This is a genomic window from Mycobacterium marinum, assembly GCF_003391395.1.
Taxonomy (GTDB): Bacteria; Actinomycetota; Actinomycetes; order Mycobacteriales; family Mycobacteriaceae; genus Mycobacterium; species Mycobacterium marinum.
Map to the genome: position 1 here is coordinate 2,079,779 of NZ_CP024190.1, position 24,212 is coordinate 2,103,990.

Consider the following 24,212-nt stretch of genomic DNA (forward strand, 5'->3'; position numbering starts at 1 on the left):
GAGTAGTGGCGGGTCGACCTGTACACACCTTCGAAGTCGTGGGTACCCAACAACTCGCGCCCCACATGGTCCGGGTGCGAGTCGGCGGCAGCGGCTTCGACACATTCGTTCCCAGCGAATTCACCGACTCTTACGTCAAGCTGGTTTTCGTCGCACATGACGTCGACGTGGCCGCACTGCCTCGGCCGTTGACACTGGATAGCTTTTCCAGTCTTCCGCCCGAGAAGCAGCCCGCGGTGCGGACCCTGACCGTCCGTCGCGTCGATGCCGCGGCGCGCGAAATCGTGCTCGACGTCGTGGCGCATGGCGAACACGGGGTAGCCGGCCAGTGGGCGGCGGCCGCGCAACCTGGCGAGCTCGTCTACCTGATGGGACCTAGCGGCGCCTACAAGCCCGACCCGGAGGCCGACTGGCATCTGCTGGCCGGCGATGAATCCGCGCTGCCGGCCATCGCCGCTGCGCTGGAGGCGCTGCCCGCCGACGCTGTCGGCAAAGCGTTCATCGAGGTTGCCGGTCCCGACGACGAGATCGAATTGCGCGCGCCGGAGTCGGTCCAGATCAACTGGGTTTACCGAGGTGGTCGCGCCGATCTGGTTTCAGCGGATCGTGCCGGCGACCATGCGCCGCTGATCGAGGCCGTCAAGACCGCCCTGTGGCTTCCGGGTCAGGTGCACGTCTTCATCCACGGCGAGGCCCAGGCCGTCATGCACAACTTGCGCCCTTACATCCGCAAGGAGCGGGGCGTGGATGCGAAATGGGCGTCCTCAATCTCCGGTTACTGGCGGCGCGGGCGCACCGAGGAGACGTTCCGGCAATGGAAAAAGGAATTGGCGGAGGCAGAAGCGGGTAGCTGACCGCTGGCTGGCATTCTCATCGCATGGCATTCGGCGATTACCAGTACGAGATCTACTTCCAGGGGCTATCCGGGGTAGTGCCAGGGCTGCCGATGGCCTTCGCCGAACTGGAGTCCAGGGCCCAGATGGCGCTGCCGCCGTCGGTGTGGTCATACGTAGTCGGCGGGGCCGGCGACGAGCGCACCCAGCGCGCCAACTGTGAGGCCTTCGACCGGTGGGGTCTAATGCCGCGCATGTTCGTCGGTGCCGCAGAACGCGACCTGACCGTGGAGATGTTCGGACTGACCCTGCCCTCACCGATCTTCATGGCACCGATCGGCGTCATCGGACTGTGCGCCCAGGACGGCCACGGCGACCTGGCCACCGCGCGCGCGGCGGCCCGCACCGGAGTCCCGATGGTGGTCTCCACCCTGACAGCCGACCCCATGGAAGACGTGGCAGCCGAGTTCGGTGACACCCCCGGGTTCTTTCAGCTGTACACGCCGAAGGATCGCGAGCTGGCCGCCAGCCTGGTGCAGCGCGCCGAATCCGCGGGTTTCAAGGGCATCGTGGTCACCCTCGACACCTGGATCCCCGGCTGGCGGCCGCGGGACCTGAGCACCGCCAATTTTCCCCAACTACGCGGACACTGCCTGAGCAACTACACCAGCGACCCGGTGTTCCGCGCCGGCCTGCCCCGCCCCCCGGAGGAAGACCCGCAGGGGACCGTGCTGCGCTGGGCCCAGCTCTTCGGAAACCCGCTGACCTGGAGCGATCTCGCCTGGCTGCGCGAACTCACCGATCTGCCACTCATCGTCAAGGGCATCTGCCATCCCGATGACGCCCGGCGCGCCAAGGACGGGGGCGTGGACGGCATCTACTGCTCCACCCATGGCGGACGCCAGGCCAACGGCGGTCTTCCGGCCCTGGACTGTCTGCCGGGTGTGGTCGAGGCGGCCGACGGGCTGCCGGTGCTTTTCGACTCGGGGATTCGCAGTGGCGCCGACATCATCAAGGCGCTGGCGATGGGCGCGACGGCGGTCGGCATTGGGCGGCCCTACGCCTACGGATTGGCGCTGGGCGGCGTGGACGGCGTCGTGCATGTACTGCGCATGTTGCTCGCCGAAGCCGACCTGATCATGGCCGTCGACGGGTATCCCACGCGCAAAGATCTCACCCCGGACACATTGCGGCGCGTCAACTGAAACCCGCAGCGCTGTCTGCGACGGTGGGGGAGTGCCGGACAACAGCGAAGCGATTCTCGAGGAGTTCGACGAATACCTCGCACTGCAGTGCGGCCGCTCGGCCCACACTCGTCGCGCGTATCTGGGCGACCTGCGATCGCTGCTGGATTACCTCGCTGGCCGCGGCGCTGACCTGCGGGCACTGAGTCTGCCCGTGCTGCGGTCGTGGCTGGCTACCGCGGCGGGGGCCGGGGCGGCCCGAACGACGCTGGCCAGGCGCACCTCTGCGGTCAAGGCCTTCACCGCCTGGGCGGTGCGGCGCGGGCTGTTGGCCACCGACCCCGCGGCGCGGCTGCAGGTGCCCAAGGCGCATCGCACCCTGCCCGCCGTGCTGCGCCAGGACCAAGCGCTGGCGGCCATGACGGCGGCGAAGTCCGGTGCGCAGCAAGGGGATCCGCTGGCCTTGCGGGACCGCTTGATCGTCGAACTGCTGTATGCGACCGGGATCCGGGTGAGCGAACTGTGTGGTCTTGACATTGACGACGTCGACACCGGTCATCGGCTGGTGCGGGTGCTCGGGAAGGGCAACAAGCAGCGCACCGCGCCGTTTGGCCAACCCGCTGCCGAAGCGCTTCAGACCTGGCTGGCAGATGGACGTCCGGCACTGGCAACGGCGGAGTCCGGTCCGGCGCTGCTGCTCGGCGCCCGGGGCCGGCGCCTCGATGTGCGGCAAGCCCGCACGGTGGTTCATCAAACCGTCGCCGCGGTGGATGGGGCCCCCGACATGGGGCCGCACGGGTTGCGTCACAGCGCGGCCACCCATCTGCTTGAAGGTGGAGCCGACCTGAGGGTGGTCCAGGAGTTGCTCGGGCATTCCAGTTTGGCCACCACCCAGCTCTATACCCACGTGGCGGTCTCGCGACTGCGCGCCGTACACGATCAGGCCCATCCGCGGGCCTAGCCGGGCCCTCCGGCGGGGAGCTCAGCCCGTCACGGGCTTGAGCCGGATCGGGGTGGATTTCAGCAGGCCGAGCGGATCGACATAGTGGGCGTCCGACGCCGGCCCCCACATTGCGCCCCAATGCAGGCACGCCTTGGCTGGGCAGCCCGGGTGCCCAGCCACCAGGGTGCCTACCGCTGATCCCGCCGTCACGTGCTGGCCGGCTCGCACCGTCGGGCGCACCGGCTGGTAGCTGGTGCGCAAGCCGCCTGGATGGGCCAGCGAAACGACCGGCCGATCCGCCAAGGTTCCCGCATACACGACGGTCGCGTCACCGGCGGCAAAGATCGGCTCGCCGGGGACCCCGGCCAAGTCGACGCCGCGATGCCCGGGGCGCCAATTCGGTGTGGGTGCATCAAAACCACGCAACACGACCGCCGGCGGCCGCAACGGCCACTGCAACCGGGTGTCGTCGGCATGTGCCGCCGCCGCGCCCAGCAGCGACCAGGATGTCAACCAGGATGTCAACCAGGATGCAGCCATCACCACCCGTCGCACATGATCAGTTCAATGCGCCGACGGCGTCCCTGCCAGCCAAATTCGCGGATCTGTGCGCCACGGGGCCGCTGTGGAAAAACCGTCGCCGGCTTCGGTGTAAACTTCTCGACGCAGCTCGCAACCGCGGGCTGACTTCGCGCGTCTGCTCCGCGACCCGGTAGTTCAGGGATCCGCAACAGCATGCCGAGCGGTCCCGTAGCCGGAGTCTCCGGAGCGGGTTCGGCATCGCAGCAGGCGCCAGGGCCCCGGTTTCAGCCGATACCGGGCGAACAACCGACACAAGTAAGGCATCAGCATGGCTGTTGTAACCATGAAGCAGCTGCTTGACAGCGGCACCCACTTCGGGCACCAGACCCGTCGTTGGAATCCCAAGATGAAGCGGTTCATTTTCACCGACCGCAACGGCATCTACATCATCGACCTTCAGCAGACGCTGACCTTCATCGACAAGGCGTACGAGTTCGTCAAAGAGACCGTCGCCCACGGTGGAACCGTGCTGTTTGTCGGCACCAAGAAGCAGGCGCAGGAGTCCGTCGCCGCCGAAGCGACCCGCGTCGGCATGCCGTACGTGAACCAGCGCTGGCTGGGTGGCATGCTCACCAACTTCTCCACCGTGCACAAGCGGCTGCAGCGCCTCAAGGAGCTCGAGGCCATGGAGCAGACCGGTGGCTTCGAGGGCCGCACCAAGAAAGAGATCCTGGGCCTGACCCGGGAGAAGAACAAGCTCGAGCGCAGCCTCGGTGGTATTCGCGACATGGCCAAGGTGCCGTCGGCGATCTGGGTTGTCGACACCAACAAGGAGCACATCGCCGTCGGCGAGGCCCGCAAGCTGGGTATCCCGGTCATCGCGATCCTGGACACCAACTGCGACCCCGACGAGGTCGACTACCCGATCCCGGGCAACGACGACGCGATCCGCTCGGCCGCGCTGCTGACCAAGGTGATTGCCTCCGCGGTCGCCGAGGGCCTGCAGGCACGTGCCGGAGCGGGCCGCGGTGATGGCAAGCCTGTGGTCGAGGCCGCGGAGCCGCTGGCCGAATGGGAGCAGGAGCTGCTTGCCGGTGCCACTGCCGCCGCCCCGGCCGAAGGCGCTGTCGCAACCGAAACAACCCCCACGGAAGGCTGAAATGGCGAACTTCACCGCTGCCGATGTCAAGCGACTTCGGGAGCTGACCGGTGCTGGCATGCTCGCGTGTAAGAACGCGCTCGCCGAAAGCGACGGAGACTTCGACAAGGCCGTCGAGGCGCTGCGGATCAAGGGTGCCAAGGACGTCGGCAAGCGCGCCGAGCGTGCGACCGCCGAGGGTCTGGTTGCCGCCAAGGATGGCGCGCTCATCGAGCTGAACTGCGAGACGGACTTCGTCGCCAAGAATGCGGAGTTCCAGAAGCTTGCCGACGACATCGTCGCTGCGGCGGTGGCGTCGAAGGCCGCTGATGTTGACGCGCTCAAGGCGGCCAGCATCGGCGGTCAGACGGTCGAGGAGGCCATCGGGGCGCTCTCGGCCAAGATCGGCGAGAAGCTGGAACTGCGTCGCGTCGCGATCTTCGGCGGCACGGTCGAGACCTACCTGCACCGTCGGGCGGCTGACCTGCCGCCGGCGGTCGGGGTGCTGGTCGAGTACACCGGTGCCGGTGCCGAAGCGGCGCATGCGGTGGCACTGCAAATCGCCGCGCTCAAGGCGCGCTACCTCTCGCGCGAGGACGTGCCCGAAGACCTGGTGGCCAGCGAGCGCCGTATCGCCGAGGAGACCGCAAAGGAAGAGGGCAAGCCCGAGCAGGCGCTGCCCAAGATCGTCGAGGGCCGGCTCAACGGCTTCTTCAAGGACGCGGTGCTGCTCGAACAGCCCTCGGTGTCCGACAGCAAGAAGAGCGTCAAGGCTCTGCTCGACGACGCTGGTGTGACGGTCACGCAGTTCGTCCGGTTCGAGGTGGGCCAGGCCTAGCTTGGGCTACCGTCGACCGTATGGTCCGTGTCCACGCTTTCGGTGACGACGTCCTCGGTGACCTTGACGCTGTCGGCCTAGCCGATGCCATCCGGTCCGGCCAGTTGGGTGCGGTCGAGGTTGTCGAGGCCGCCGTCGCGCGGACCGAAGCGGTCAACGCCCGGCTCAACGGCGTGGCGCACGCCGATTTTGACCGGGCGCGAGACGCGGCTCAGCAGCACGGGCGCGGGTCGGGGCGCGGCTTCTTCGGCGGGGTGCCGAGTTATATCAAGGACAACGTCGACGTCAGTGGCCTGCCGACGATGCGGGGCACTGACGCGTGGGTGCCCCGTCGGGCCGGCACCGACAGCGAGATTGCCCGAGAACTGCTGTCTACCGGATTGATCGCGTTGGGTAAGACGCAGATGTCGGAGTTCGGCTTCTGCGCCGCGGCCGAGCATCCCCGGTTGGGCCCGGTCCGTAATCCGTGGAATACCGACCACACCGCGGGCGCCTCTTCGTCGGGATCGGGGGCGTTGGTGGCCGCGGGCGTGGTGCCGATCGCGCATGCCAACGACGGCGGGGGTTCGATCCGAATTCCGGCATCCTGTAACGGCCTCGTCGGGCTCAAGCCGTCGCGCGGTCGGCTGCCATTGAATTCGCAATTGCGCCGACTGCCACTGGTCATCGTCGCCAATGGTGTGCTGACCCGGTCGGTGCGTGACACCGCTGCCATCTACCGCGAGGTCGAGCGCAGCTGGCGGCCGAGTGGATTGCCACCCATCGGGGACGTCACCCGGCCCGGCACCGAGCGGCTCAAGATCGCGGTGGTGACTCGCTCGGTCGACGGTGAATGCGGCACCGAGATGCGGGAACTGACATTGAAGACCGCCGGGCTTCTCGAGGAACTTGGGCACCGGGTCGAATATGTCGAACAGGTTCCGGTACCGGAGTCCTTGCCCGACGACTTCATCTTGTACTGGGGCTTCTTGGCCACCGCGCAGGTGCTTACCGGCCGCTATTCTTTCGGTAAGTCGTTCGATCGCAACCGGTTGGACAGTTTGACACTCGGGTTGGCTCGCCACGCCAACCGCAATGTGCACCGCTTACCCACGGCGGTGGCCCGGTTGCGTACGCTGCGGCGGCACACAGAGCGGTTCTTCCAACGCTATGACGTGGTACTCACGCCTACCCTCGCGGACCCGCCGCCGCAGGTCGGCTACCTTTCGCCCACTGACTACCACCAGGTCATCGAGCGGCTGCGCAAGTGGGTCACCTTTACCCCGTTGCAGAACGTCACCGGTGACCCGGCGATTTCGCTACCGCTGGCCCAATCCTCGGATGGGTTGCCGGTGGGCATGATGCTCACGGCTGACATCGGCCGCGAAGCCCGCCTGCTCGAGCTGGCCTACGAATTGGAGGAAGCGCAGCCTTTCGCGCGCATCCACGTACCCGGGTGAATGTGGACGTGCCCGCTATTCGGTGCCCAGCATCTCCAGCATCCGTTTGAACTCACGCTGCTCAGCTGGGGTCAGCTTGGCCAGGATGCGGTCATCGGCGCCGCGCACGACGACCTCCGCGCGCTTCAACAGGGCCCGCCCGGGTGCGGTCAAGGTGGCCGGCAGGGCGCGACCGGAGGGCACTGATGCTGGGCGCGATACCGCGCCGACCTCTTCCAATTTGCGCAGCACCGTGTTCATCGCCTGCGGTGTGACATTGGTGTGTCGGGCCAACTCGGCGCTGGACAGGCCGGGTGACGCCGAGAGTATGCGTAGACAGACGAATTCCGGCAACGTCAGCCCCAGGGGGTTCAGTGCGGTAGAAACCTCTGGCCGCAGCACCGCTGCGGCCCGGTAGAGCAGGAACCCTAGCGGGGCTTCTTCGGCTTGACCCATGTCAACCATCCTGACATATCGCGCGGAAGGCGGTCGCGAACCAGCACGGTTGATGGGCTTGCCCAGCAGCGCAAGACATCGCTGCGATGGGCGCGGGCAATAGCTTGGTTCAGCAAAGGCCGGCAATTGATGCCGCTGTAAGAGCTGATGCCAATGATGCTGCAGTGTCAAAGGAAACAAACTGAAAATGCACAGTCCCCGCAGCTAGATCGGTGTGGAAAAACAATTCACGGGTTATCGGTGTTTGGGTCCGGCGGCACCCGGAAACCCAGTGGAAAGCGGTTGGTCCCCATGGCGGGGCGGACTGCTTGAACGACACGAGAGAGAGGGGATAACCGTGGAGTTCGTTGCTACCACCATGAAGACGGCTGTGGGGGCTGCGGCCATTGCGGCGGCAAGCGTTTTCGGCGCAGCGTCAGCGTCGGCCGCGCCACCGACTATTCAAGGCTTCGGGACCAGCGAACGGCTCGTCGACGGGCCCATGGTCACCTCCTACACGGTCGGTAACCTGCAGCTCAGCGATGTCACAATTCCGGGCTACCTACCTCAGGGACAGCTCTACTCGGCCGACGTCACGGCTCGGTCCGTGACCGGAACGATCACCCCGCTGGTGTCGAGCTTCAACGCCCGCGCGGCCAACGGTGACACCTACGGAGTGGTCAACGAAGTCCCGGCACCCGGTGGCCTCAATCCCGCACCGATCCTTCAGGGCAACAGCCAAAGTGGCGTCCTGTACTTCGATGTGACCGGCCCACCGCCTAATGGCGTTGTGTACAACGACGGCGTGCAAGACGTTCTCATCTGGACCAGCAACGTCTGATTGCGCACCGCTAGCCGACATCCTCCCCGCGTCATCTGGCGCGGGGAGGGTTGTTTGGGCCGTCGAAATCCGTTCGAATGGCTGAGTCGTGGGTCTGGCGAACGGGTACTCCTTCGCCATGAGCGCAACCGACACGAGTGCAACCGACCCCAGGCCGGAACCGCTACGGCGACAAGCTCAGCGCCATGCCGAGCGGGCGAGAGTGGCGATGGATGACAAGCGTGAGCGCCGCGACGGCGGACTCAGCGGTTGGGTGGCGCAACGAGCGGGGCGGTGGGACCTAGATGGCCAAGACGAGGCCACCCTACAGCGGCAGAAGTTTTTCTGGAATCTGTTGGTCGACTACTGGTTTCGCATGGAGATCGACGGCTGGGAAAACATCCCGGATTCGCCGGCACTGCTGATCGGCATTCACTCGGGTGCTCCCTTTGTCTGGGATGCGTGGACGGTGGGACTGCAGTGGTGGCGGCGGTTCGGCCCGGAGCGTCCGCTGCACGGTACGGCTCACGATGCGCTGATGGCGATTCCGGGTATTGGGCGCTACTTCCGGTCTATGGGAGTGCTCCCCGCCGCTCCGGACGCGATCGCCACGGCGTTGGCCGAGGGCCGCGACGTGGCGTTGTGGCCGGGCGGCGAGGTGGATTCATTGCGTCCGTGGACCGAGCGCGACTGTGCCAACCTGGCCGGGCGCAAGGGATTCGTGAAGATGGCGATTCGTGCCGGAGTACCGATCGTGCCGATTGCGACCGTCGGCGGGGCGGACGCGATGCCGGTTCTGATCCGTGGGGACCGTCTGTCGCGGGTGCTACACCTTGACCGGCTGCTGCGCTTGAAGGTGTTCCCGCTGGCGATCTCACTGCCATGGGGGATCGCGCCAGCTGCCCTGCCCCAGCTGCCGTTGCCGGCCAAGATCCGCACCCGGTTCATGCCCGCGATCGATCTTGACCACGATCCCGACCTCACCGATGACGACGCGTACATCGACGACATCTACCACCAGGTTGAGGGCAGCATCCAACACGGGATGGACGCGTTGGCGCGCAAGCGCGCTCTGCCCCTGTTCGGGTGATCAGCGGACGAGGACCTGTTCGGTCGGCACCGAAATGTCTTGCGGCTCTGGCCCCGAACCCGGGCTGAGTACGGGTTGTCGGGCGGTCCATCGGGGCAGCGGTGGCGTTACCGCCATATAGCCCACGCCCCGCACGGTATCGACCATCGATTCGTGGTCTGCTCCCAGCTTGGCGCGCAGTCGCCGCACATGAACGTCGACGGTGCGGGCCCGTCCGTTGCAGTCGTAGCCCCAGACTTCATGCATGAGCCGCGTGCGGGTGAAGGCTTGTCCGGCGTGGCGGACGAGAAAGTGGAACAGCCGAAATTCGGTGAGTGTCAGGCCTAGGGCTTCGCCGGCCACGGTGACCGTGCAACTGTCCGGGTGAATGGCGAGGTCGCCGAACTCCAGGGTGCCTTTGCGGGCCCGGCGGCGACGCGTGACCGCCAGCCGCAGCCGGGCTCGCAGCTCGGCCGCGCCGGCCGCCGCCAGCAAGACGTCGTCGAAGTGCCAATCGATGTCGATGTCGACGAAGTCGGCCGCGGCGACAACTGCAACCACCGCAACAGACGGCGCGTTGGCGGTCAGCCGCCGGCAGGCGCTGCGGGCAGTTGCCAGGTCGGAGCGCGCGTCGATCATCGCGACATCTGGGCCGGCCCAATCCGGTGGGCCGGCAGCGTCTAGCCGCGCGTGTTGTATTACCGATGCGAACGACTTCAACGTCGGCAGAGTCGACTCGAAGTCAGCGGCATTGCTGAGCAAGAGGACTCTCAAAAAACATCTCCCAACCCCTCGCGGGGTTCCAGCCACCCCGGTCCGCATGCATCTCCCGGGGAGATGTCTCACGGCGCAGCACTGGGTACCCCTTTTCGGCCGCAACTATTCCGCTCCCGCGTGCCGGTGGCATGCACGACAGTCCAGAACAAGTCGGTGGGCCCGATCCGTGTCCGGACCGGGCCCACCTTTCCAACAAGCCTGCTTGAAGCCTGCTTGGTCCCCGGCGGGGCGCCGCGGTTGGGGTCAACGGCCCGCGCTCGATGGCGGATTCCCGGGGCCCCGGCCGTTCAAACATCGCTGCGCCGGTGTCCGCGACCTGACACCGGGCACCTCTTTGGTGCCGTTGGAATATGAGCGGACACCCCGGCTACCCCGGAGCAGTGCGATGAGGCAGGATATGAGAGGCCGTTCCGGGTGGTTGCCGGGATGGCACTCTCATGCGAGGAGATTCATGACGGAGTCCGACGTCGCCGGTGGGGCGGCTCCGAAGCCGGAGCCGGCAAGCGCCAACGGCGTACCGGCAGCTCCTGCTTCGGGGTCGGTGTCGCAATACAAGCGAGTATTGCTCAAGCTGGGTGGCGAAATGTTCGGCGGCGGTCAGGTGGGCCTGGATCCCGACGTGGTGGCACAGGTGGCCCGGCAGATCGCCGAAGTGGTGCGCGGTGGCGTACAGGTGGCGGTCGTGATCGGCGGCGGCAACTTCTTCCGCGGCGCCCAGCTTCAGCAGCGCGGTATGGAGCGGACCCGGTCGGACTACATGGGAATGCTCGGCACCGTCATGAACAGTCTCGCGTTGCAGGACTTTCTTGAAAAAGAGGGCATAGCTACCCGAGTTCAGACCGCGATCACCATGGGCCAGGTGGCTGAGCCATACCTGCCGTTGCGCGCCGTTCGCCACCTGGAGAAGGGGCGAGTGGTGATCTTCGGCGCCGGCATGGGGTTGCCTTACTTCTCGACGGACACGACGGCGGCGCAGCGCGCACTCGAGATCGGGGCCGACGTGGTTCTGATGGCCAAAGCGGTCGACGGGGTGTTTGCCGAGGATCCGCGAGTGAATCCGCACGCCGAGCTGCTCGCCGTGATCAGTCATCGGGAGGTCATCGACCGAGGGTTGCGGGTCGCCGATGCCACCGCATTCAGTCTGTGCATGGACAATGGCATGCCGATTCTGGTGTTCAACCTGTTGACCAATGGCAATATCGCCCGTGCGGTCGCTGGTGAGAAAATCGGAACGCTGGTCACCACCTAAGAGGAAGACTCAATGATCCGCGCTTGCGACGATGCAGGGCGCAGCGATGAGGAGGAGCGGCGCAATGATCGATGAGGCTCTCTTCGATGCAGAAGAGAAAATGGAGAAGGCCGTATCGGTAGCCCGTGAAGACATGGCGACAATCCGCACCGGCCGCGCGAACCCCGGAATGTTCTCACGGATTGTTATCGACTACTACGGCACCCATACCCCTATCACTCAGCTGGCCAGCATCAATGTCCCCGAGGCGCGAATGGTGGTCATCAAGCCGTATGAAGCCAATCAGTTGCATGCGATTGAGACGGCAATTCGCAATTCCGACCTCGGGGTGAATCCCACCAACGACGGCACCATCATCCGAGTGGCCGTACCGCAGCTCACCGAGGAACGTCGGCGCGACCTGGTCAAGCAGGCCAAACACAAGGGCGAGGAAGCCCGGGTCTCGGTGCGCAACATTCGGCGCAAGGCGATGGAAGAACTGCACCGCATCCGCAAGGACGGCGAGGCCGGCGAGGATGAGGTCGCCCGTGCGGAAAAGGACCTCGACAAGAGCACCCACCAGTACGTCGCGCAGATCGATGAGCTGGTCAAGCATAAGGAAGGCGAGCTGCTGGAGGTCTAACGACCTCTCAGCAGCTAAGCCCGTTTAGGTCCGTGGCCAACACCGACGCCACCACCGGCACCCCGGCCGACGAGCCGGTGCAAGAGCCGCCAAAAAAGGCATCACGAGCTGGGCGCGACCTGCCCGCGGCCATCGCAGTGGGCCTCAGCATTGGTTTGTTCCTGGTTGCAACGTTGGTGTTCGCGCCGCGCGGGTGGGTCGCGATCTGCGCGTTTGCGATGGTCGTCGCTACCCACGAGGTGGTGCGGCGGCTACGTGAAGCCGGGTATCTGATTCCGGTTGTTCCGCTGCTGATCGGTGGACAGCTAACCGTCTGGCTGAGCTGGCCATACGGCGTTCGCGGTGTGCTGGCCGGGTTCGGGGCCACGATCGTGGTTTGCATGTTCTGGCGGCTGTTCATGCAGGACAACCGGCCGCACGACGGTGCTGGCAGCGACGGGGTGCCCGCGTCGGGAACCTATTTGCGCGATACCTCGACCACCGTTTTTCTGGCCGTTTGGGTTGTGCTATTCGGTTCCTTCGCCGCGATGCTGGTCTACCCACCCAACGGCACCGGATGGGTGTTCTGCGTGATGATCGCGATCATCGCGTCCGATGTCGGGGGATACACCGTGGGTGTGCTTTTCGGTAAGCACCCGATGGTCCCTACAATCAGCCCCAAGAAGTCCTGGGAAGGTTTTGCCGGTTCGCTGTTTTGCGGGATCGTCGCAACGACTATCACGGCGACATTTCTGGCGCATGAACCCCCCTGGGTGGGTGCGCTGCTCGGGGTGCTGTTCGTGCTCACCACCACGCTGGGTGACCTGGTGGAGTCGCAGGTCAAGCGTGACCTCGGCATCAAAGACATGGGGCGGCTGCTACCCGGCCACGGAGGTTTGATGGATCGGCTCGACGGCGTTCTGCCGTCAGCGGTAGCGGCCTGGATCGTGATGTCACTGTTGACCTGACAGAGTCAGTCAGCCCCGATGTGACAGCCGGGTTCGGCTCGGAGAAGATGCGGCAGCTGCTCGAGGCGTAACGCATCTCCGGTAGATCCATGCCCTCCAAATGCGTTCCATCCGCCATAGAACTCATCTCGGCCGGATTTGCATTTCTCAATTGTGAGATGCAACGAGTCGCTGTCGGTAACCGGAGCCGCAGTTGGCGTAGTCGCGGTGAGATTGCCGCGAGCCTGGCGTGTCGTGACGGCTACTCAACTTTTGACGATCTCGTTTTTCTGCAGATACTTCGTTGACCTGCGGTTATAGCGTGTTTGGACCGGTTGGGTCCGGGTCGAACTTTGTTGGCCTTTGGGTGGATGGGCGGTGGGTGTTGTGTCGTTTGTGAGTGTGGTTCCGGAGTGGGTGGCGGCCGCGGCAACCGATGTGGCCGGGATTGGGTCGGTGGTGGGTGCGGCTAATGCGGCGGCGGCGGGGGCGACGACGTCGGTGACGGCGGCTGCCGGTGATGAGGTGTCGGTGGCGATTGCGGCGTTGTTTGGGGGGTTTGGTCGCGAGTATCAGGCGGTGTGTGGGCAGTGGGCGGAGTTTGAGCAACGGTTCGCGCGGGCGTTGGGGGCCGGGGCGGGGGCGTATGCGGGGGCTGAGGCGGCCGCGGTGGGGACGTTGTCGCCGCTAGGGGTGATTGAGCAGGGCGTGTGGGGGGCGGTGAACGGGCCGGCGGTGGCGTTGTGGGGGCGGCCGTTGATCGGTGATGGCGCTGATGGGGCGGCCGGGACCGGTCAAGCCGGTGGGGCGGGGGGCTTGTTGTGGGGTAACGGGGGTAATGGGGGTTCGGGCGGGGTGGGTCAAAACGGTGGGGCGGGTGGTTCGGCGGGGTTGATCGGGCGAGGCGGGGCCGGTGGTGCGGGCGGGCTCAGCGGCGGCTCGGGGGCTGGCGGTGCGGGTGGGGTGGGCGGCAATGGTGGCTGGTTGTGGGGTGCCGGCGGGGATGGTGGTGCCGGTGGGGTGGGTGCGGTTAGTGGTGGTGTTGGTGGTGGGGCGGGTCGGGCGTGGTTGTGGGGTGCGGGCGGGGCCGGCGGTGCTGGTGGGCAGGGCATGGGTCTAGATGGCGGTGCTGGTGGTGGTGGTGGGCAGGGCGGGTTGGTTTATGGCGGCGGCGGGGCTGGTGGTGCCGGTGGGGTGGGTGGTGAGGTCGGCGGTGGTGGTGTCGGCGGTACCGGCGGGGCTGGTGGTGCGGCGGGGCTGATCGGCCACGGTGGGGCCGGGGGTGGCGGTGGTGCCGGTGATGGCGGTAGCACCGGGGGTGCGGGCCAGACCGGTGGTGATGGCGGCCGTGCCGGTGATGGGGGCGTTGGGGGGCGGGGCGGCTGGCTGGCCGGTGCCGGCGGCGACGGGGGTGCTGGCGGTGTCGGGGGTGTCGGCGGTGCCGGTGGTGGCGGCGCGGACGGGCTGGTGTTGGGCAGTGACGGCGGAGATGGCGGTGATGGCGGTACCGGCGGGGCCGGGGGGACCGGCGGCGCCGGGGGTGCGGGCGGGTTGATCAGTTTGTTCGGCGGCCAGGGTGCCGGCGGGGCCGGCGGTGCCGGTGGGGCCGGTGGGCTGGCCGGTGATGGTGGTGCCGGGGCCACGGGCACGTTTGCCGGTGGTGGCAGCGGTACCGGTGGTGCCGGCGGTGATGGCGGCACCCCCGGTGTGGGTGGTGCTGGCGGCGCCGGCGGGGCCGGCTCGATCGCGGGCGCTCATGGCAGCGAAGGTGCCCGCCCACTGAGCGGTAATGGCGGTAGCGGAGGCCGCGGGGCGGACAGCGCGGTGCTGGGCGGAACCGGCGGGGCTGGCGGCAACGGCGGTCTCTACGGCAATGGTGGTGCGGGCGGGGCTGGCGGCAACGGGATCGCCGGATCGCGGGGCTTGACCGCGATCACTGCGGGCGACTCGGGCACCGCCGGCCACGACGGTGGCGCCGGTGGTGATGGCGGGACCGGCGGCCTGGGCGGTGCCCTGGCCGGCCACGGGGGCGACGGCGGAGCCGGTGGCACCGGCGGCGACGGTGGGGCCGGCGGGTCCGGCGCGGCCGGTGCTGTCGGGGAGGACGGCACCGTGGCAGACCCCGACGGTGGTCGTGGTGGCGACGGCGGGTCCGGCGCCGGGGGCGGGGCCGGCGGGGCCGGCGGTAACGGTGGGACCGGTGGTGACGCACAAGCGGCCGGCTACGCCGACGGCGTTCGCGGCGCCGGCGGATCCGGCGGGACTGGCGGGGCCGGCGGGCTGGCGGGCGACGGCGGCCGCGGTGGTGACGGCGCGGTCGGATTGGGCGGCGATGGCGGCGACGGTGGCCACGGCGGCGACTCCGGTCCTGGCGGGTCCGGCGGTGCCGGTGGTAACGGCGGGAGCACCGGACTGCACGGCCTTTCCGGAGCAACCCCGACCAGCGGCGGCAACGGCGGTGCCGGCGGTGAGGGAGGCAGGGGTGCGATCGATATCGCCGGTGGGACCGGCGGGGCCGGTGGTGACGGCGGAACGTATGGCGATGGCGGTGACGGCGGTGCCGGTGGCGACGGTGTCACCGGATCGCAGGGTTTGACCGCGACCACACCGGGGGGCTCGGGTACCAACGGTGGGGCTGGCAGCGCTGGTGGTGCTGGCGGGTCCGGCGGGCTGGGCGGAACCCTGGCTGGTCACGGCGGTGATGGTGGTGCCGGCGGGGCCGGCGGTGATGGTGGTTTCGGCGGGTCCGGCGCGACTGGTAGCTCCGGGGATCAGGGCAGCGCCGCGGATCCCACCGGTGGCCGTGGCGGTGACGGCGGATCCGGCGCGGACGGTGGGGCCGGTGGTACCGGAGGTGACGGCGGGGCCGGTGGACAGGCACAAGCCGCCGGCTACGCCGACGGCACCCGCGGCGCCGGCGGCAACGGTGGTGCCGGCGGGTCCGGCGGGCTCGCCGGCGACGGCGGCCGCGGTGGAGACGGCGCGGTCGGATTCGGTGGGGCCGGCGGGGACGGCGGCCACGGCGGTAACACCGGCGCCGGCGGGGTCGGCGGTAGAGGCGGTGTCGGCTCGACCACCGGACTCACCGGCCTTGGCGGGCATAGCCCGACCAACGGCGGCAACGGCGGTGCCGGCGGTGGTGGCGGCAACGGCGCGGTCGATATCGCGGGCGGGGTCGGCGGTGCCGGCGGTAACGGCGGGCTCTACGGCAACGGCGGGCACGGCGGCGACGGCGGTGACGGCGTCAATGGAGAACGCGGGTTGACCGCGATTGCTCCGGGGGGCTCAGGCACCGACGGCGGGGCCGGCAGTGTGGGCGGCGCGGGCGGGGCCGGTGGCAACGGTGGGGCCCTGGCCGGTGACGGGGGCGACGGCGGTGCCGGCGGGTCCGGCGGTGATGGTGGTGCCGGCGGGTCCGGCGCGGCCGGTGCCGCCGGGGATAACGGCACCTACCACGGTGGCCGCGGTGGTGACGGTGGCCACGGCGGCACCGGCGGCGACGGCGGTGCCGGGGGCGACGGAGGAGCAGCCGGTCACGCACAAGCGGCCGGCTACGCCGATGGCACCCGCGGTGCGGGTGGGTCCGGTGGCGCCGGTGGCGCCGGCGGGCTGGCCGGCGACGGCGGCCGGGGCGGAAACGGAGCCGCGACAACCGGTGGCGCCGGCGGCGACGGCGGCAATGGCGGTGACCCGGGTGTCGGCGGTGCTGGCGGTAAAGGCGGTGCCGGCTCGACCAACGGATTGAGTGGACTAGGCGGGTACAGCCCCACCAGCGGCGGCGACGGCGGCGACGGCGGCGACGGCGGCAGCGGTAGCGCCGGCACCCTCTCTGACCCACCGGGCGATTTCGGCGGAGCCGGTGGGCGGGGCGGCAACGGCGGGGCCTACGGCAACGGCGGTAACGGCGGCGACGGCGGGACCGGCGGCGACGGAAGCCAAAGCCTGAGCGGCGATGGCGGTGGTCCCGGTGGGCATGGCGGTGCTGGAGGCGTGGGAGGTGCCGGAGGAGTCCTCGGCGGCAACGGTGGGGACGGCGGGACGGGGGGCACCGGCGGCACGGGTGGTCTGGGCGCGCACGGTGAGTCGCAGGTGGACGCAAACGGCCTGAACGGCGGTACGGGCGGTCTCGGGTCTGCTGGCGGCGCCGGCGGCGACGGCGGCAACGGCGGAAAGGCCCACGCAACCGGATTCCACGACGGCGCCGGCGGCCGAGGAGGCGACGGCGGCCAAGGAGGCACCGGAGGGCACGGCGGCGAAGGCGGTGACGGCAAAGCCGGGTACAACCAGCGGGCTGGAGGAGATGGTGGTGCCGGTGGAGACGGCGGCTTCGGCGGCAGCGGCGGCACCGGCGGCCTCAACGGCGACGGCACCAGAGCCGCCGGAGGCGCCGCCGGCATTCGAGGGATCGGTGGCACCGGCGGCAGCGGGGGAGACGGACTCGGTGGCCGCACCGCGACCGGCGACGGCGGCCACGGAGGTAACGGCGGTGCCGGTGGTTACGGTTCTGTCGGCGGTGTCGGTGGCAGCGGCGGCGACGGCGGCAATGGCGGCCAATCTGGTACACCCCGATACGGAGGCCACGGTGGTAACGGCGGCGACGGTGGCGTCGGCTCCGTGACCGGCGGAAGAGGCGGTGCCGGCGGCGACGGCGGTCACGGCATCGACGGTGCCGGAGGCTTATTCGGCCCGAGCGGCGGTGGCGGTGGTACTGGCGGTAATGGCGGGACCGGCGGCTCCGGTGGCACCAACGGCACCGGCGGAGTCGGCGGGGCCGGTGGCAATGGCGGCAACGGGGGCACGGGGTTCAGTACGAATACCGCGGCCAGCGGTGGCGCCGGTGGCGGCGGCGGCCGAGGCGGTGGCGGCGGCGATGGTCTGATCGGCGGCGACGGGGGCAGCGGCGGTAACGGAGGTAACGGGGCGGCCGGCAGCACAGCGGCCGGCAACGGGGGCCGCGGTGGTACCGGTGGCATCGGTGGCGCCGGTCGTACCAACAGCGGCGACGGTGGCAGCGGTGGGAATGGCGGCGCCGCCGGCGAGGTCGGGCAAACCGCTGCAATCCTGCAAGTGGACCCCGGCGTTGGTGGCGCCGGTGGCGACGGCGGCGAAGGCGGCTACTCCAACACAGTCGGCGGCGTCGCTGGCAATGGCGGGACTGGTGGTGCCGGTGGCGCCGGCGGCACCCTCGATCACAACGTCGTCTTTACCTCCTCCGGGCGCGGCGGGGTCGGCGGCACCGGTGGTGTTGGCGGCTCCAGCACCTACGGCACCGGCGGGGTCGGTGGCGCCGGCGGGACCGGAGGCACGGCCGGTGCCGCGGATGCCAATAACTATGCCGCTGCCAGCGGCGACGGCGGGACCGGCGGGATCGGTGGCGCCGGGGTCACCGGCGGCGACGGCGGCCGAGGCGGGACCGGCGGTAGAAGCACCTTTGCCGGCACCTCCGGCACCGGTGGGATCGGCGGTATCGGCGGCCTCGGCACCGCCGGGGTCGGCGGCTACGGCGGGGACGGTGGCACCGGCGGCACTGGTAACGGCGCTACGGGGGGCTACGGCGGTGCCGGCGGCCGAGGCGGCACCAGCACCATTGACGGACAACGCATTCCCGGCTACAACGGTGGCCCAGGCCAACCTCCTCCACCCGGCTACGCCGGTCCGCCCGGCGCCGGCGGGACCGGCGGCGCCCCCGCAAGCCCCTGACCCCCGCGCGGTGGGCCGTGTGCCGGTCGAACCACGATGGGGGAGCAGAAAGCCGCGGTTGGTTCGCAATCCCGGCTGCGGCCGCGGGACGGATGTCAAACTGGAGCACATGGCCCAAGAGTTGATGTTTGAGGAGCCGCGTCGCGGGAAGCCGCCGCGGCACCTTGCCGATTTCGACGCGGAGGGCCGCGCGTCGGCAGTGGCCGCGCTCGGCCTGCCGCCATTTAGGGCCAAGCAGCTGGCACACCAGTACTACGGTCGGCTGATCGCCGATCCCCGTCAGATGACCGACCTGCCAGCGGCGGTGCGTGAGCAGATCGCCGAAACGATGTTCCCGAACCTGCTGACGGCGGCGCGAGAGGTCACCTGTGATGCGGGCCAGACGCGAAAGACGCTATGGCGCGCCACCGATGGCGTCACCCTCGAATCGGTGCTCATGCGCTACCCGCAGCGCAACACGGTGTGCATCTCCTCGCAGGCAGGCTGTGGGATGGCGTGTCCTTTCTGCGCGACCGGCCAGGGAGGCCTGACCCGCAATCTGTCGACGGCAGAGATCCTCGAACAGGTACGGGCCGCGGCCGCGGCGTTGCGCGATGAGTTCGGTGATCGGCTGTCGAATGTCGTGTTCATGGGCATGGGGGAGCCGCTGGCCAATTACGCCCGGGTGCTGGCGGCGGTACGTCGCATCACCGAACCGCCGCCGATGGGCTTTGGCATTTCGGCCCGATCGGTGACGGTGTCGACCGTGGGTCTGGCGCCCGCGATCCGCAAGCTTGCCGATGAACGCATCGGCGTCACGCTGGCGCTGTCATTGCATGCGCCCGACGACGAATTGCGCGACACGTTGGTGCCGGTCAACAACAGGTGGAAGATCAGCGAAGCCCTCGAAGCCGCCCACTACTACGCTGAGGCGACCGGTCGTCGGGTGTCCGTCGAGTATGCGCTGATCCGTGAGGTCAATGATCAACCCTGGCGGGCTGATCTGCTGGGCAAACGACTGCATCGCGCGCTGGGGCCGCTGGTCCATGTCAACCTGATCCCGCTCAACCCGACGCCGGGCAGCGATTGGGATGCGAGTCCCAAGCCGGTGGAGCGGGAGTTTGTCAAACGCGTTCGTGCACAGGGGGTTTCGTGCACCGTCCGGGATACTCGTGGCCGCGAGATCAGCGCCGCCTGCGGACAGCTGGCCGCCGAAGGCGGGTAGCTGGAGCGTGGGCGATTGGGGCTGGGCCTGCGGACAGCTGGCCGCCGAAGGCGGGTAGCTGGAGCGTGGGCGATTGGGGCTGGGCCTGCGGACAGCTGGCCGCCGAAGGCGGGTAGCTGGAGCGTGGGCGATTGGGGCTGGGCCTGCGGACAGCTGGCCGCCGAAGGCGGGTAGCTGCAGCGGGTGCGATGAACCGCGTCAGTGGGTATTACGTCATCAAGGCAAACACCAGTAAGTGAGGTCTGCTATGACTGTTCGCCCTACGCCCCGCAATCGTTGGTTTGCCGCGGTCCTGATGGCCAGCATGGTCGCGCTTGTCCTGACCCTCGGCCTGATCGCCGCCCCGCGCGCCCGCGCCGCCGATGATCGTCTCGATTTCACCGCGACGACGCTGGGCGGCGCGCCCTTCAACGGGGCCAGTCTGCAGGGTAAGCCGGCGGTGTTGTGGTTCTGGACGCCGTGGTGCCCGTTCTGCAACGCCGAGGGCCCCGCCGCCAGCCAGGTGGCGGCCGCCAACCCGGGGGTCACATTCGTCGGCATCGCCGCGCATTCGGACGTGGGTGCGATGCAGGGCTTCGTCGCCAAATACGGGCTGAACTTCACCAACATCAACGACGCCGACGGCGCGATCTGGGCGCGCTACAACGTGCCCTGGCAGCCGGCCTGGGTGTTCTATCGGGCCGACGGTTCCTCGACGTTCGTCAACAACCCCACCTCGGCCATGTCCCAGCAGGAACTGGCCGACCGTGTCGCCGCGCTGACGTCCTGATTCCCCGACCCCGATGAATTCGGCCCTGGTCGCGCTGGCCTTCGCCGCCGGATCGGTGGCCGCGCTAAACCCATGCGGATTCGCGATGCTGCCCGCATACCTGCTGTTGGTGGTGCGCGGGCAGCATGGCGGCGCGTCGGGGGAGGCTGCCTCTCCGATCGGCGCGGTTGGCCGAGCCATCGCCGCCACCATGGGGATGGCGCTCGGTTTCCTTACGGTCTTCGGTGCCTTTGGCGCTTTGACCATCTCGGCAGCTTCCACGGTGCAGCGATACCTGCCCTACCTGACCGTGCTGATCGGTGTGCTGCTTGTCGGCCTTGGGGTCTGGCTGCTGTCGGGGCGTGAGTTGGCCGCGCTGACCCCCAGCGGGTTTGGTCCGCGATGGGCGCCAACGGCCCGCTTGGGCTCCATGTACGGCTACGGCGTCAGCTATGCCGTCGCCTCGCTGTCCTGCACCATCGGCCCGTTTCTCGCGGTAACCGGGGCGGGCCTGCGGGGCGGTTCAATCCTGGGCGCGGTGGCAATCTACCTGGCCTACATCGCGGGCCTGACCATGGTGGTCGGCGCACTCGCCATTGCCGCGGCGACCGCCAGCTCGGCACTGGCCGACCGGTTGCGGCGGGTGCTGCCGCTGGTCAACCGGATCAGCGGTGGGTTGCTGGTGGTAGTTGGGCTCTACGTCGGCTACTACGGCTACTACGAGGTGCGGTTGACCTCTGGTCTACTGGTCGATCCCCAAGATCGGGTGATCGGTGCGGCTGGCCGCATCCAAGGTGAGTTGGCCGGCTGGGTCCACCAGCACGGTATCTGGCCGTGGGTGGTGGCGCTGACGTTGCTGGTGGCCGGTGCGTTCAGCGTCAGTTGGTATCGGCGGGCCCGTCGCTAAGCGGCGCGCGCCGAGTTGGTCGGGAAACCGCTATCGGAGCCAGCCGCGCCGGCGGCCCCACAGGTCACGAACCAGGACGGCCAACGTCAGTACAGCGAACCCGATGAGGAACCAGTCTTCGACATGGCCGACGTGGTTGCCGCGCAGCATCGCCAGCAGAAACAAAAAGGCGCACGCTCCGGTGATGTGCCAGGTGCGGTAATTGATCCGGCTCCATCCCCAGCGTGCGGACGGCACCTCGGCGATATCGACGCCGGTGAAAGGCTCCACCTCAGTACTGGCCACAGCGATTCCTCCGGATGGGATTGGCTACTGCACGTCTTCGAATCGAACCCGATCATTCTGGCACATCTGCCCGAAGCGCAGACCGGGGTCATCACCTTTGTGCTACCCGTCCGGAGGAATCGCCGTAGCGAAATGCGTCGCCGCTGCCGGTGATGCCTAGCTGGCTAGCTGGGCGGCATCAGCACGGTGTCGATCATGTACACCACGGCGTTGGCGGTTTGCACTCCGCCGCAGACCACGGCCGCGTCACCGACCTGTAGGTCATTGCCAGAACCGGTGACGGTCAGCGAGGCGCCCTCGACGGTGCTGTGGGTGCCGACCACCTGCGACGGACTCAACTGCCCGGGGACCACGTGATAGGTGAGGATCTTTTTCAGCAGCGGCGCATCGGTTTTCAACGAATCGATCGTTGCGGCGTCGATCTTGCCGAACGCGGCATCGGTCGGGGCGAAGACCGTGAATTGGCCGCCGTTGAGGGTGTCGACCAGGTTCACCTGCGGGTTGAGCTTGCCGGACAACGCCGAGGTCAGCGTGGTGAGCATCGGGTTGTTCGACGCCGCCACCGCGACCGGTTCGGCCGCCATGCCGGCTACCGACCCCGGCCCGGTCGGCACTTGCTGTGCGTAGGCACTGCATCCGGGGCCGACCAGCGTGTCTGGCGGGCTGGCCATCGCGCTCGGAGCGGTGGCCACCACCAGGCCTACCGCAGCGGCTGCCGCGAGACCGGTTGCTGCAATTGCTGGGTTGTGGAACTTCATTGCCTATGGCTCCTTTGTTGTCGGGTGGATCTCTGACTGTTATTCGGAGCCGCAGCGGTTTTGGATCGGTGTTGTGGGAAAAATAATTCATCCGTAGGTGAATGAATACACCTGCAATCCTTTGCTGGGATGCACTTCTATCGTGGTTCGCTGCACTTGGTCGCCGGCGACGATTTGATGCGAGGTGGGTGCCCCGCCGATCCGCAGCGTCGTCGACTTGCCGGCTCCGGTCACGGTGAGGGTTCCGGTGCCACCGACCACCAGATAGACGTTCTTGGCGAGGTAGTTCAGCTTGATGCGGCAGTCGTCGCCGTCGGCCGTGGCCCGCTGGTGGTCCAGGGACCAGGGGCCTTGCAGGGCGAAGGTGTCTGGGGGCAGCGCGAGCGGGTAGCTGAACGTCGCCGAACCCTGGTCGTAGCCGCTGCCGGCGAAGTTGACCGCTTTGCCAACGCCGAAATATGTCTCGGGGGTCAGGCTCAGCGCGGGTGTGGTGTCGGCGGCGTCCACCGGTGCCGGCAGTTTGGCGCCCGGATTGGCGTCGGTGAGTAGCCGTCTGATCAGGTTCTCCGTGCCGTCGTAGTCACCCTCGCCGAACTTGATGTGCCGAACGGTGCCACTGGCATCGATCAGATACTCGGCGGGCCAGTACGCGTTGCGGTAGTTCGTCCAGGTCGAATAGTTGTTGTCCAGCGCGATCGGGTAGGTGATGTTCAGATCCGCGGCGCCGGCCGCAACATTTTCCGGCACCTTTTCGAACGCGTACTCGGGTGTGTGCACGCCGATCACTTCCAGGCCGCTGTCTTTGTAGGCCCGGTACCAGCCGACGACGTGGGGGATGGCGCGTTGGCAGTTGATGCATGAATACGCCCAGAAGTCGACCAGCACCACGCGGCCTCGCAGCGTACTCAACCGGATCGGTTGGTGCTCAGGGGTGTTGAGCCAGCCGCTGATTCCCGTGATGTCGGGTGCGGTGCCACAGTCTTGCGGTTGCGCGGCGCCGTTGGTGCAGTTGGAGAGCTGCGCGTTTTGGTCAGTCACAAGACCGCCGATGCCGCCCAGGTTGGTGCCGATCTGGTTGGGGCCGCCCACCTGCTCCGGTAGGCCCTGTAGCGCACTGGTGTAGTCGGGGATGGCCCGCTGCAGAGTCGCGGGCAGATTGAGCACCAGGGCCACTGCCAGCAGAATCGTCACGACTCCGGCCCCAATCCGGATCTCGCGCTGGCGGCGACGAAACGCGCTCACCCGCCCTGCCGTCTCGCGCCCGGCCAGGGCGAAGAACAGCAATGGCAAGGCGGTTCCGAGGGCGAATGCGCAGGTGAGCGCGACGGTGTTGAGCCCGATTCTCGAGGTGGCGCCGGCCAGGATGATAGCGGTGAGCACCGGGCCGGCGCAGGGGACATAGAGCACGCCCAGCGCCAACCCGAGCCCGAAACCGGTGCCGCCAGCACTGATCGAGTTGTGCGGGATGCGGGCAAACGGCCGCTGTAGCCACTGTTCGAGTCGCGGAAAGATCAAGCCCGAGCCGATCGCCACCAGCGCGGCCAGCGCGACCCAGCGGATGGTGTCCTGGCGCAGATGCAGCAACGACAGCAGCGCCGAACCCGTCAGGGTCACCAGGCAGAAGCTGAGCACCAGGCCGGCGATCACCCGATAGGGGCGTGTCTGGACACGCGCGGCCTTCGGGTCCGGCGTACTAACCCCCGTCTGTGTGGTGGCCACCGTGGCGCCGCCATGGGCGCCGGAGAAGAAGACCACCGGCAGCACCGGCAGGATGCACGGCGAGATCCCGGTGATCAGACCTCCGACGAAGCCGACGAGTGCAAGCGTGACCATGTT

21 protein-coding genes are annotated in these 24,212 nt (G+C 68.2%); 15 read left to right on the top strand and 6 right to left on the bottom strand.

From position 1 onward, the window contains the following. The first annotated feature begins 5 nt into the window (after positions 1 to 5). Genes CCUG20998_RS08675 through CCUG20998_RS08685 form a run of 3 tightly spaced genes read left to right on the top strand, consistent with a single transcriptional unit; the run spans position 6 to position 2,978 of the window. Entirely contained in the window at positions 6 to 854 is an 849-nt protein-coding gene (locus CCUG20998_RS08675; RefSeq protein ID WP_020728266.1) for a siderophore-interacting protein, read from the top strand. A 23-nt stretch (positions 855 to 877) separates the two neighbouring features. After that, the gene (locus tag CCUG20998_RS08680; protein ID WP_020728267.1) at positions 878 to 2,038 is read left to right on the top strand and encodes a lactate 2-monooxygenase; all 1,161 of its coding nucleotides are present in this window, start codon (positions 878 to 880) and stop codon (positions 2,036 to 2,038) included. A gap of 31 nt (positions 2,039 to 2,069) precedes the next feature. Next, complete coding sequence (locus CCUG20998_RS08685; RefSeq protein WP_020728268.1) at positions 2,070 to 2,978, top strand: tyrosine recombinase XerC; 909 nt, start codon at positions 2,070 to 2,072, stop codon at positions 2,976 to 2,978. 21 nt (positions 2,979 to 2,999) lie between these two features. Here the strand turns inward: CCUG20998_RS08685 and CCUG20998_RS08690 are convergent, their stop codons facing one another. Continuing rightward, positions 3,000 to 3,500 (bottom strand): M23 family metallopeptidase, encoded by a 501-nt coding sequence (locus tag CCUG20998_RS08690; RefSeq protein ID WP_036455788.1) that lies wholly within the window; start codon positions 3,498 to 3,500, stop codon positions 3,000 to 3,002. Positions 3,501 to 3,810: 310 nt separating this feature from the next. Between CCUG20998_RS08690 and rpsB the strand changes: the two genes are divergently transcribed. The 3 genes from rpsB to CCUG20998_RS08710 are packed head-to-tail and all read left to right on the top strand — an operon-like array spanning position 3,811 to position 6,897. Further along, positions 3,811 to 4,641, top strand: a complete 831-nt coding sequence (gene rpsB, locus CCUG20998_RS08700; protein ID WP_012393618.1) for a 30S ribosomal protein S2 — start codon at positions 3,811 to 3,813, stop codon at positions 4,639 to 4,641. 1 nt (position 4,642) lies between these two features. After that, on the top strand, positions 4,643 to 5,458 hold the full coding sequence (tsf, locus tag CCUG20998_RS08705; protein ID WP_011740116.1) for a translation elongation factor Ts: 816 nt from the start codon (positions 4,643 to 4,645) through the stop codon (positions 5,456 to 5,458). 20 nt (positions 5,459 to 5,478) lie between these two features. Further along, positions 5,479 to 6,897, top strand: a complete 1,419-nt coding sequence (locus CCUG20998_RS08710; protein ID WP_020724700.1) for an amidase — start codon at positions 5,479 to 5,481, stop codon at positions 6,895 to 6,897. Positions 6,898 to 6,912: 15 nt separating this feature from the next. Here the strand turns inward: CCUG20998_RS08710 and CCUG20998_RS08715 are convergent, their stop codons facing one another. Further along, complete coding sequence (locus tag CCUG20998_RS08715) at positions 6,913 to 7,332, bottom strand: MarR family winged helix-turn-helix transcriptional regulator (protein ID WP_020728271.1); 420 nt, start codon at positions 7,330 to 7,332, stop codon at positions 6,913 to 6,915. 337 nt (positions 7,333 to 7,669) lie between these two features. Here CCUG20998_RS08715 and CCUG20998_RS08720 point away from each other — a divergent pair, with 337 nt between their 5' ends. Both CCUG20998_RS08720 and CCUG20998_RS08725 read left to right on the top strand, forming a co-directional pair. Continuing rightward, positions 7,670 to 8,152 (top strand): MPT63 family protein, encoded by a 483-nt coding sequence (locus CCUG20998_RS08720; RefSeq protein WP_020728272.1) that lies wholly within the window; start codon positions 7,670 to 7,672, stop codon positions 8,150 to 8,152. A 118-nt stretch (positions 8,153 to 8,270) separates the two neighbouring features. Then, positions 8,271 to 9,221, top strand: a complete 951-nt coding sequence (locus CCUG20998_RS08725; protein WP_081651034.1) for a lysophospholipid acyltransferase family protein — start codon at positions 8,271 to 8,273, stop codon at positions 9,219 to 9,221. On the opposite strand, the gene CCUG20998_RS08730 is transcribed toward CCUG20998_RS08725, so the two are convergent. Further along, a complete protein-coding gene (locus CCUG20998_RS08730; protein ID WP_020728274.1) occupies positions 9,222 to 9,974 on the bottom strand; it encodes a winged helix-turn-helix domain-containing protein in 753 nt (250 codons plus the stop codon). It abuts the gene before it with no gap. 454 nt (positions 9,975 to 10,428) lie between these two features. Between CCUG20998_RS08730 and pyrH the strand changes: the two genes are divergently transcribed. The 7 genes from pyrH (at position 10,429) to CCUG20998_RS08765 (ending at position 21,333) form a co-directional block, all read left to right on the top strand. Next, positions 10,429 to 11,226, top strand: coding sequence for a UMP kinase (pyrH, locus tag CCUG20998_RS08735; RefSeq protein ID WP_020728275.1), 798 nt, complete (start codon positions 10,429 to 10,431; stop codon positions 11,224 to 11,226). 64 nt (positions 11,227 to 11,290) lie between these two features. Next, entirely contained in the window at positions 11,291 to 11,848 is a 558-nt protein-coding gene (frr, locus tag CCUG20998_RS08740; RefSeq protein WP_012393625.1) for a ribosome recycling factor, read from the top strand. A gap of 32 nt (positions 11,849 to 11,880) precedes the next feature. Next, positions 11,881 to 12,795, top strand: coding sequence for a phosphatidate cytidylyltransferase (locus CCUG20998_RS08745; RefSeq protein ID WP_020728276.1), 915 nt, complete (start codon positions 11,881 to 11,883; stop codon positions 12,793 to 12,795). Positions 12,796 to 13,161: 366 nt separating this feature from the next. Further along, on the top strand, positions 13,162 to 18,474 hold the full coding sequence (locus CCUG20998_RS08750) for a PE family protein (RefSeq protein ID WP_116269161.1): 5,313 nt from the start codon (positions 13,162 to 13,164) through the stop codon (positions 18,472 to 18,474). Positions 18,475 to 18,583: 109 nt separating this feature from the next. Then, on the top strand, positions 18,584 to 19,678 hold the full coding sequence (gene rlmN, locus CCUG20998_RS08755) for a dual-specificity RNA methyltransferase RlmN (protein ID WP_020728278.1): 1,095 nt from the start codon (positions 18,584 to 18,586) through the stop codon (positions 19,676 to 19,678). 247 nt (positions 19,679 to 19,925) lie between these two features. Continuing rightward, positions 19,926 to 20,447: a disulfide bond-forming protein DsbE gene (dsbE, locus tag CCUG20998_RS08760; RefSeq protein WP_036455408.1), complete on the top strand. Its 522-nt coding sequence runs from the start codon at positions 19,926 to 19,928 to the stop codon at positions 20,445 to 20,447. Positions 20,448 to 20,460: 13 nt separating this feature from the next. Further along, positions 20,461 to 21,333, top strand: a complete 873-nt coding sequence (locus CCUG20998_RS08765; RefSeq protein ID WP_020728280.1) for a cytochrome c biogenesis CcdA family protein — start codon at positions 20,461 to 20,463, stop codon at positions 21,331 to 21,333. A gap of 30 nt (positions 21,334 to 21,363) precedes the next feature. On the opposite strand, the gene CCUG20998_RS08770 is transcribed toward CCUG20998_RS08765, so the two are convergent. From CCUG20998_RS08770 to CCUG20998_RS08780, 3 genes are all read right to left on the bottom strand, one after another. Beyond that, the gene (locus CCUG20998_RS08770) at positions 21,364 to 21,618 is read right to left on the bottom strand and encodes a DUF2631 domain-containing protein (RefSeq protein WP_020728281.1); all 255 of its coding nucleotides are present in this window, start codon (positions 21,616 to 21,618) and stop codon (positions 21,364 to 21,366) included. A gap of 164 nt (positions 21,619 to 21,782) precedes the next feature. Further along, complete coding sequence (locus CCUG20998_RS08775) at positions 21,783 to 22,376, bottom strand: fasciclin domain-containing protein (RefSeq protein WP_012393632.1); 594 nt, start codon at positions 22,374 to 22,376, stop codon at positions 21,783 to 21,785. An 87-nt stretch (positions 22,377 to 22,463) separates the two neighbouring features. After that, positions 22,464 to 24,209 (bottom strand): cytochrome c biogenesis protein DipZ, encoded by a 1,746-nt coding sequence (locus CCUG20998_RS08780; RefSeq protein ID WP_036455790.1) that lies wholly within the window; start codon positions 24,207 to 24,209, stop codon positions 22,464 to 22,466. Between the last annotated feature and the right edge of the window lie 3 nt (positions 24,210 to 24,212).

What these genes read in the sequence shown, in the direction of transcription:
- CCUG20998_RS08725 (WP_081651034.1), top strand. Translation starts at nt 8,271, where the DNA reads ATGAGCGCAACCGACACGAGTGCAACCGACCCCAGGCCGGAACCGCTA.
- CCUG20998_RS08715 (WP_020728271.1), bottom strand. Translation starts at nt 7,332, where the DNA reads ATGGGTCAAGCCGAAGAAGCCCCGCTAGGGTTCCTGCTCTACCGGGCC.
- CCUG20998_RS08765 (WP_020728280.1), top strand. Translation starts at nt 20,461, where the DNA reads ATGAATTCGGCCCTGGTCGCGCTGGCCTTCGCCGCCGGATCGGTGGCC.
- rlmN (WP_020728278.1), top strand. Translation starts at nt 18,584, where the DNA reads ATGGCCCAAGAGTTGATGTTTGAGGAGCCGCGTCGCGGGAAGCCGCCG.
- rpsB (WP_012393618.1), top strand. Translation starts at nt 3,811, where the DNA reads ATGGCTGTTGTAACCATGAAGCAGCTGCTTGACAGCGGCACCCACTTC.
- CCUG20998_RS08780 (WP_036455790.1), bottom strand. Translation starts at nt 24,209, where the DNA reads ATGGTCACGCTTGCACTCGTCGGCTTCGTCGGAGGTCTGATCACCGGG.
- pyrH (WP_020728275.1), top strand. Translation starts at nt 10,429, where the DNA reads ATGACGGAGTCCGACGTCGCCGGTGGGGCGGCTCCGAAGCCGGAGCCG.
- CCUG20998_RS08775 (WP_012393632.1), bottom strand. Translation starts at nt 22,376, where the DNA reads ATGAAGTTCCACAACCCAGCAATTGCAGCAACCGGTCTCGCGGCAGCC.
- tsf (WP_011740116.1), top strand. Translation starts at nt 4,643, where the DNA reads ATGGCGAACTTCACCGCTGCCGATGTCAAGCGACTTCGGGAGCTGACC.
- CCUG20998_RS08680 (WP_020728267.1), top strand. Translation starts at nt 878, where the DNA reads ATGGCATTCGGCGATTACCAGTACGAGATCTACTTCCAGGGGCTATCC.
- dsbE (WP_036455408.1), top strand. Translation starts at nt 19,926, where the DNA reads ATGACTGTTCGCCCTACGCCCCGCAATCGTTGGTTTGCCGCGGTCCTG.
- frr (WP_012393625.1), top strand. Translation starts at nt 11,291, where the DNA reads ATGATCGATGAGGCTCTCTTCGATGCAGAAGAGAAAATGGAGAAGGCC.
- CCUG20998_RS08690 (WP_036455788.1), bottom strand. Translation starts at nt 3,500, where the DNA reads ATGGCTGCATCCTGGTTGACATCCTGGTTGACATCCTGGTCGCTGCTG.
- CCUG20998_RS08710 (WP_020724700.1), top strand. Translation starts at nt 5,479, where the DNA reads ATGGTCCGTGTCCACGCTTTCGGTGACGACGTCCTCGGTGACCTTGAC.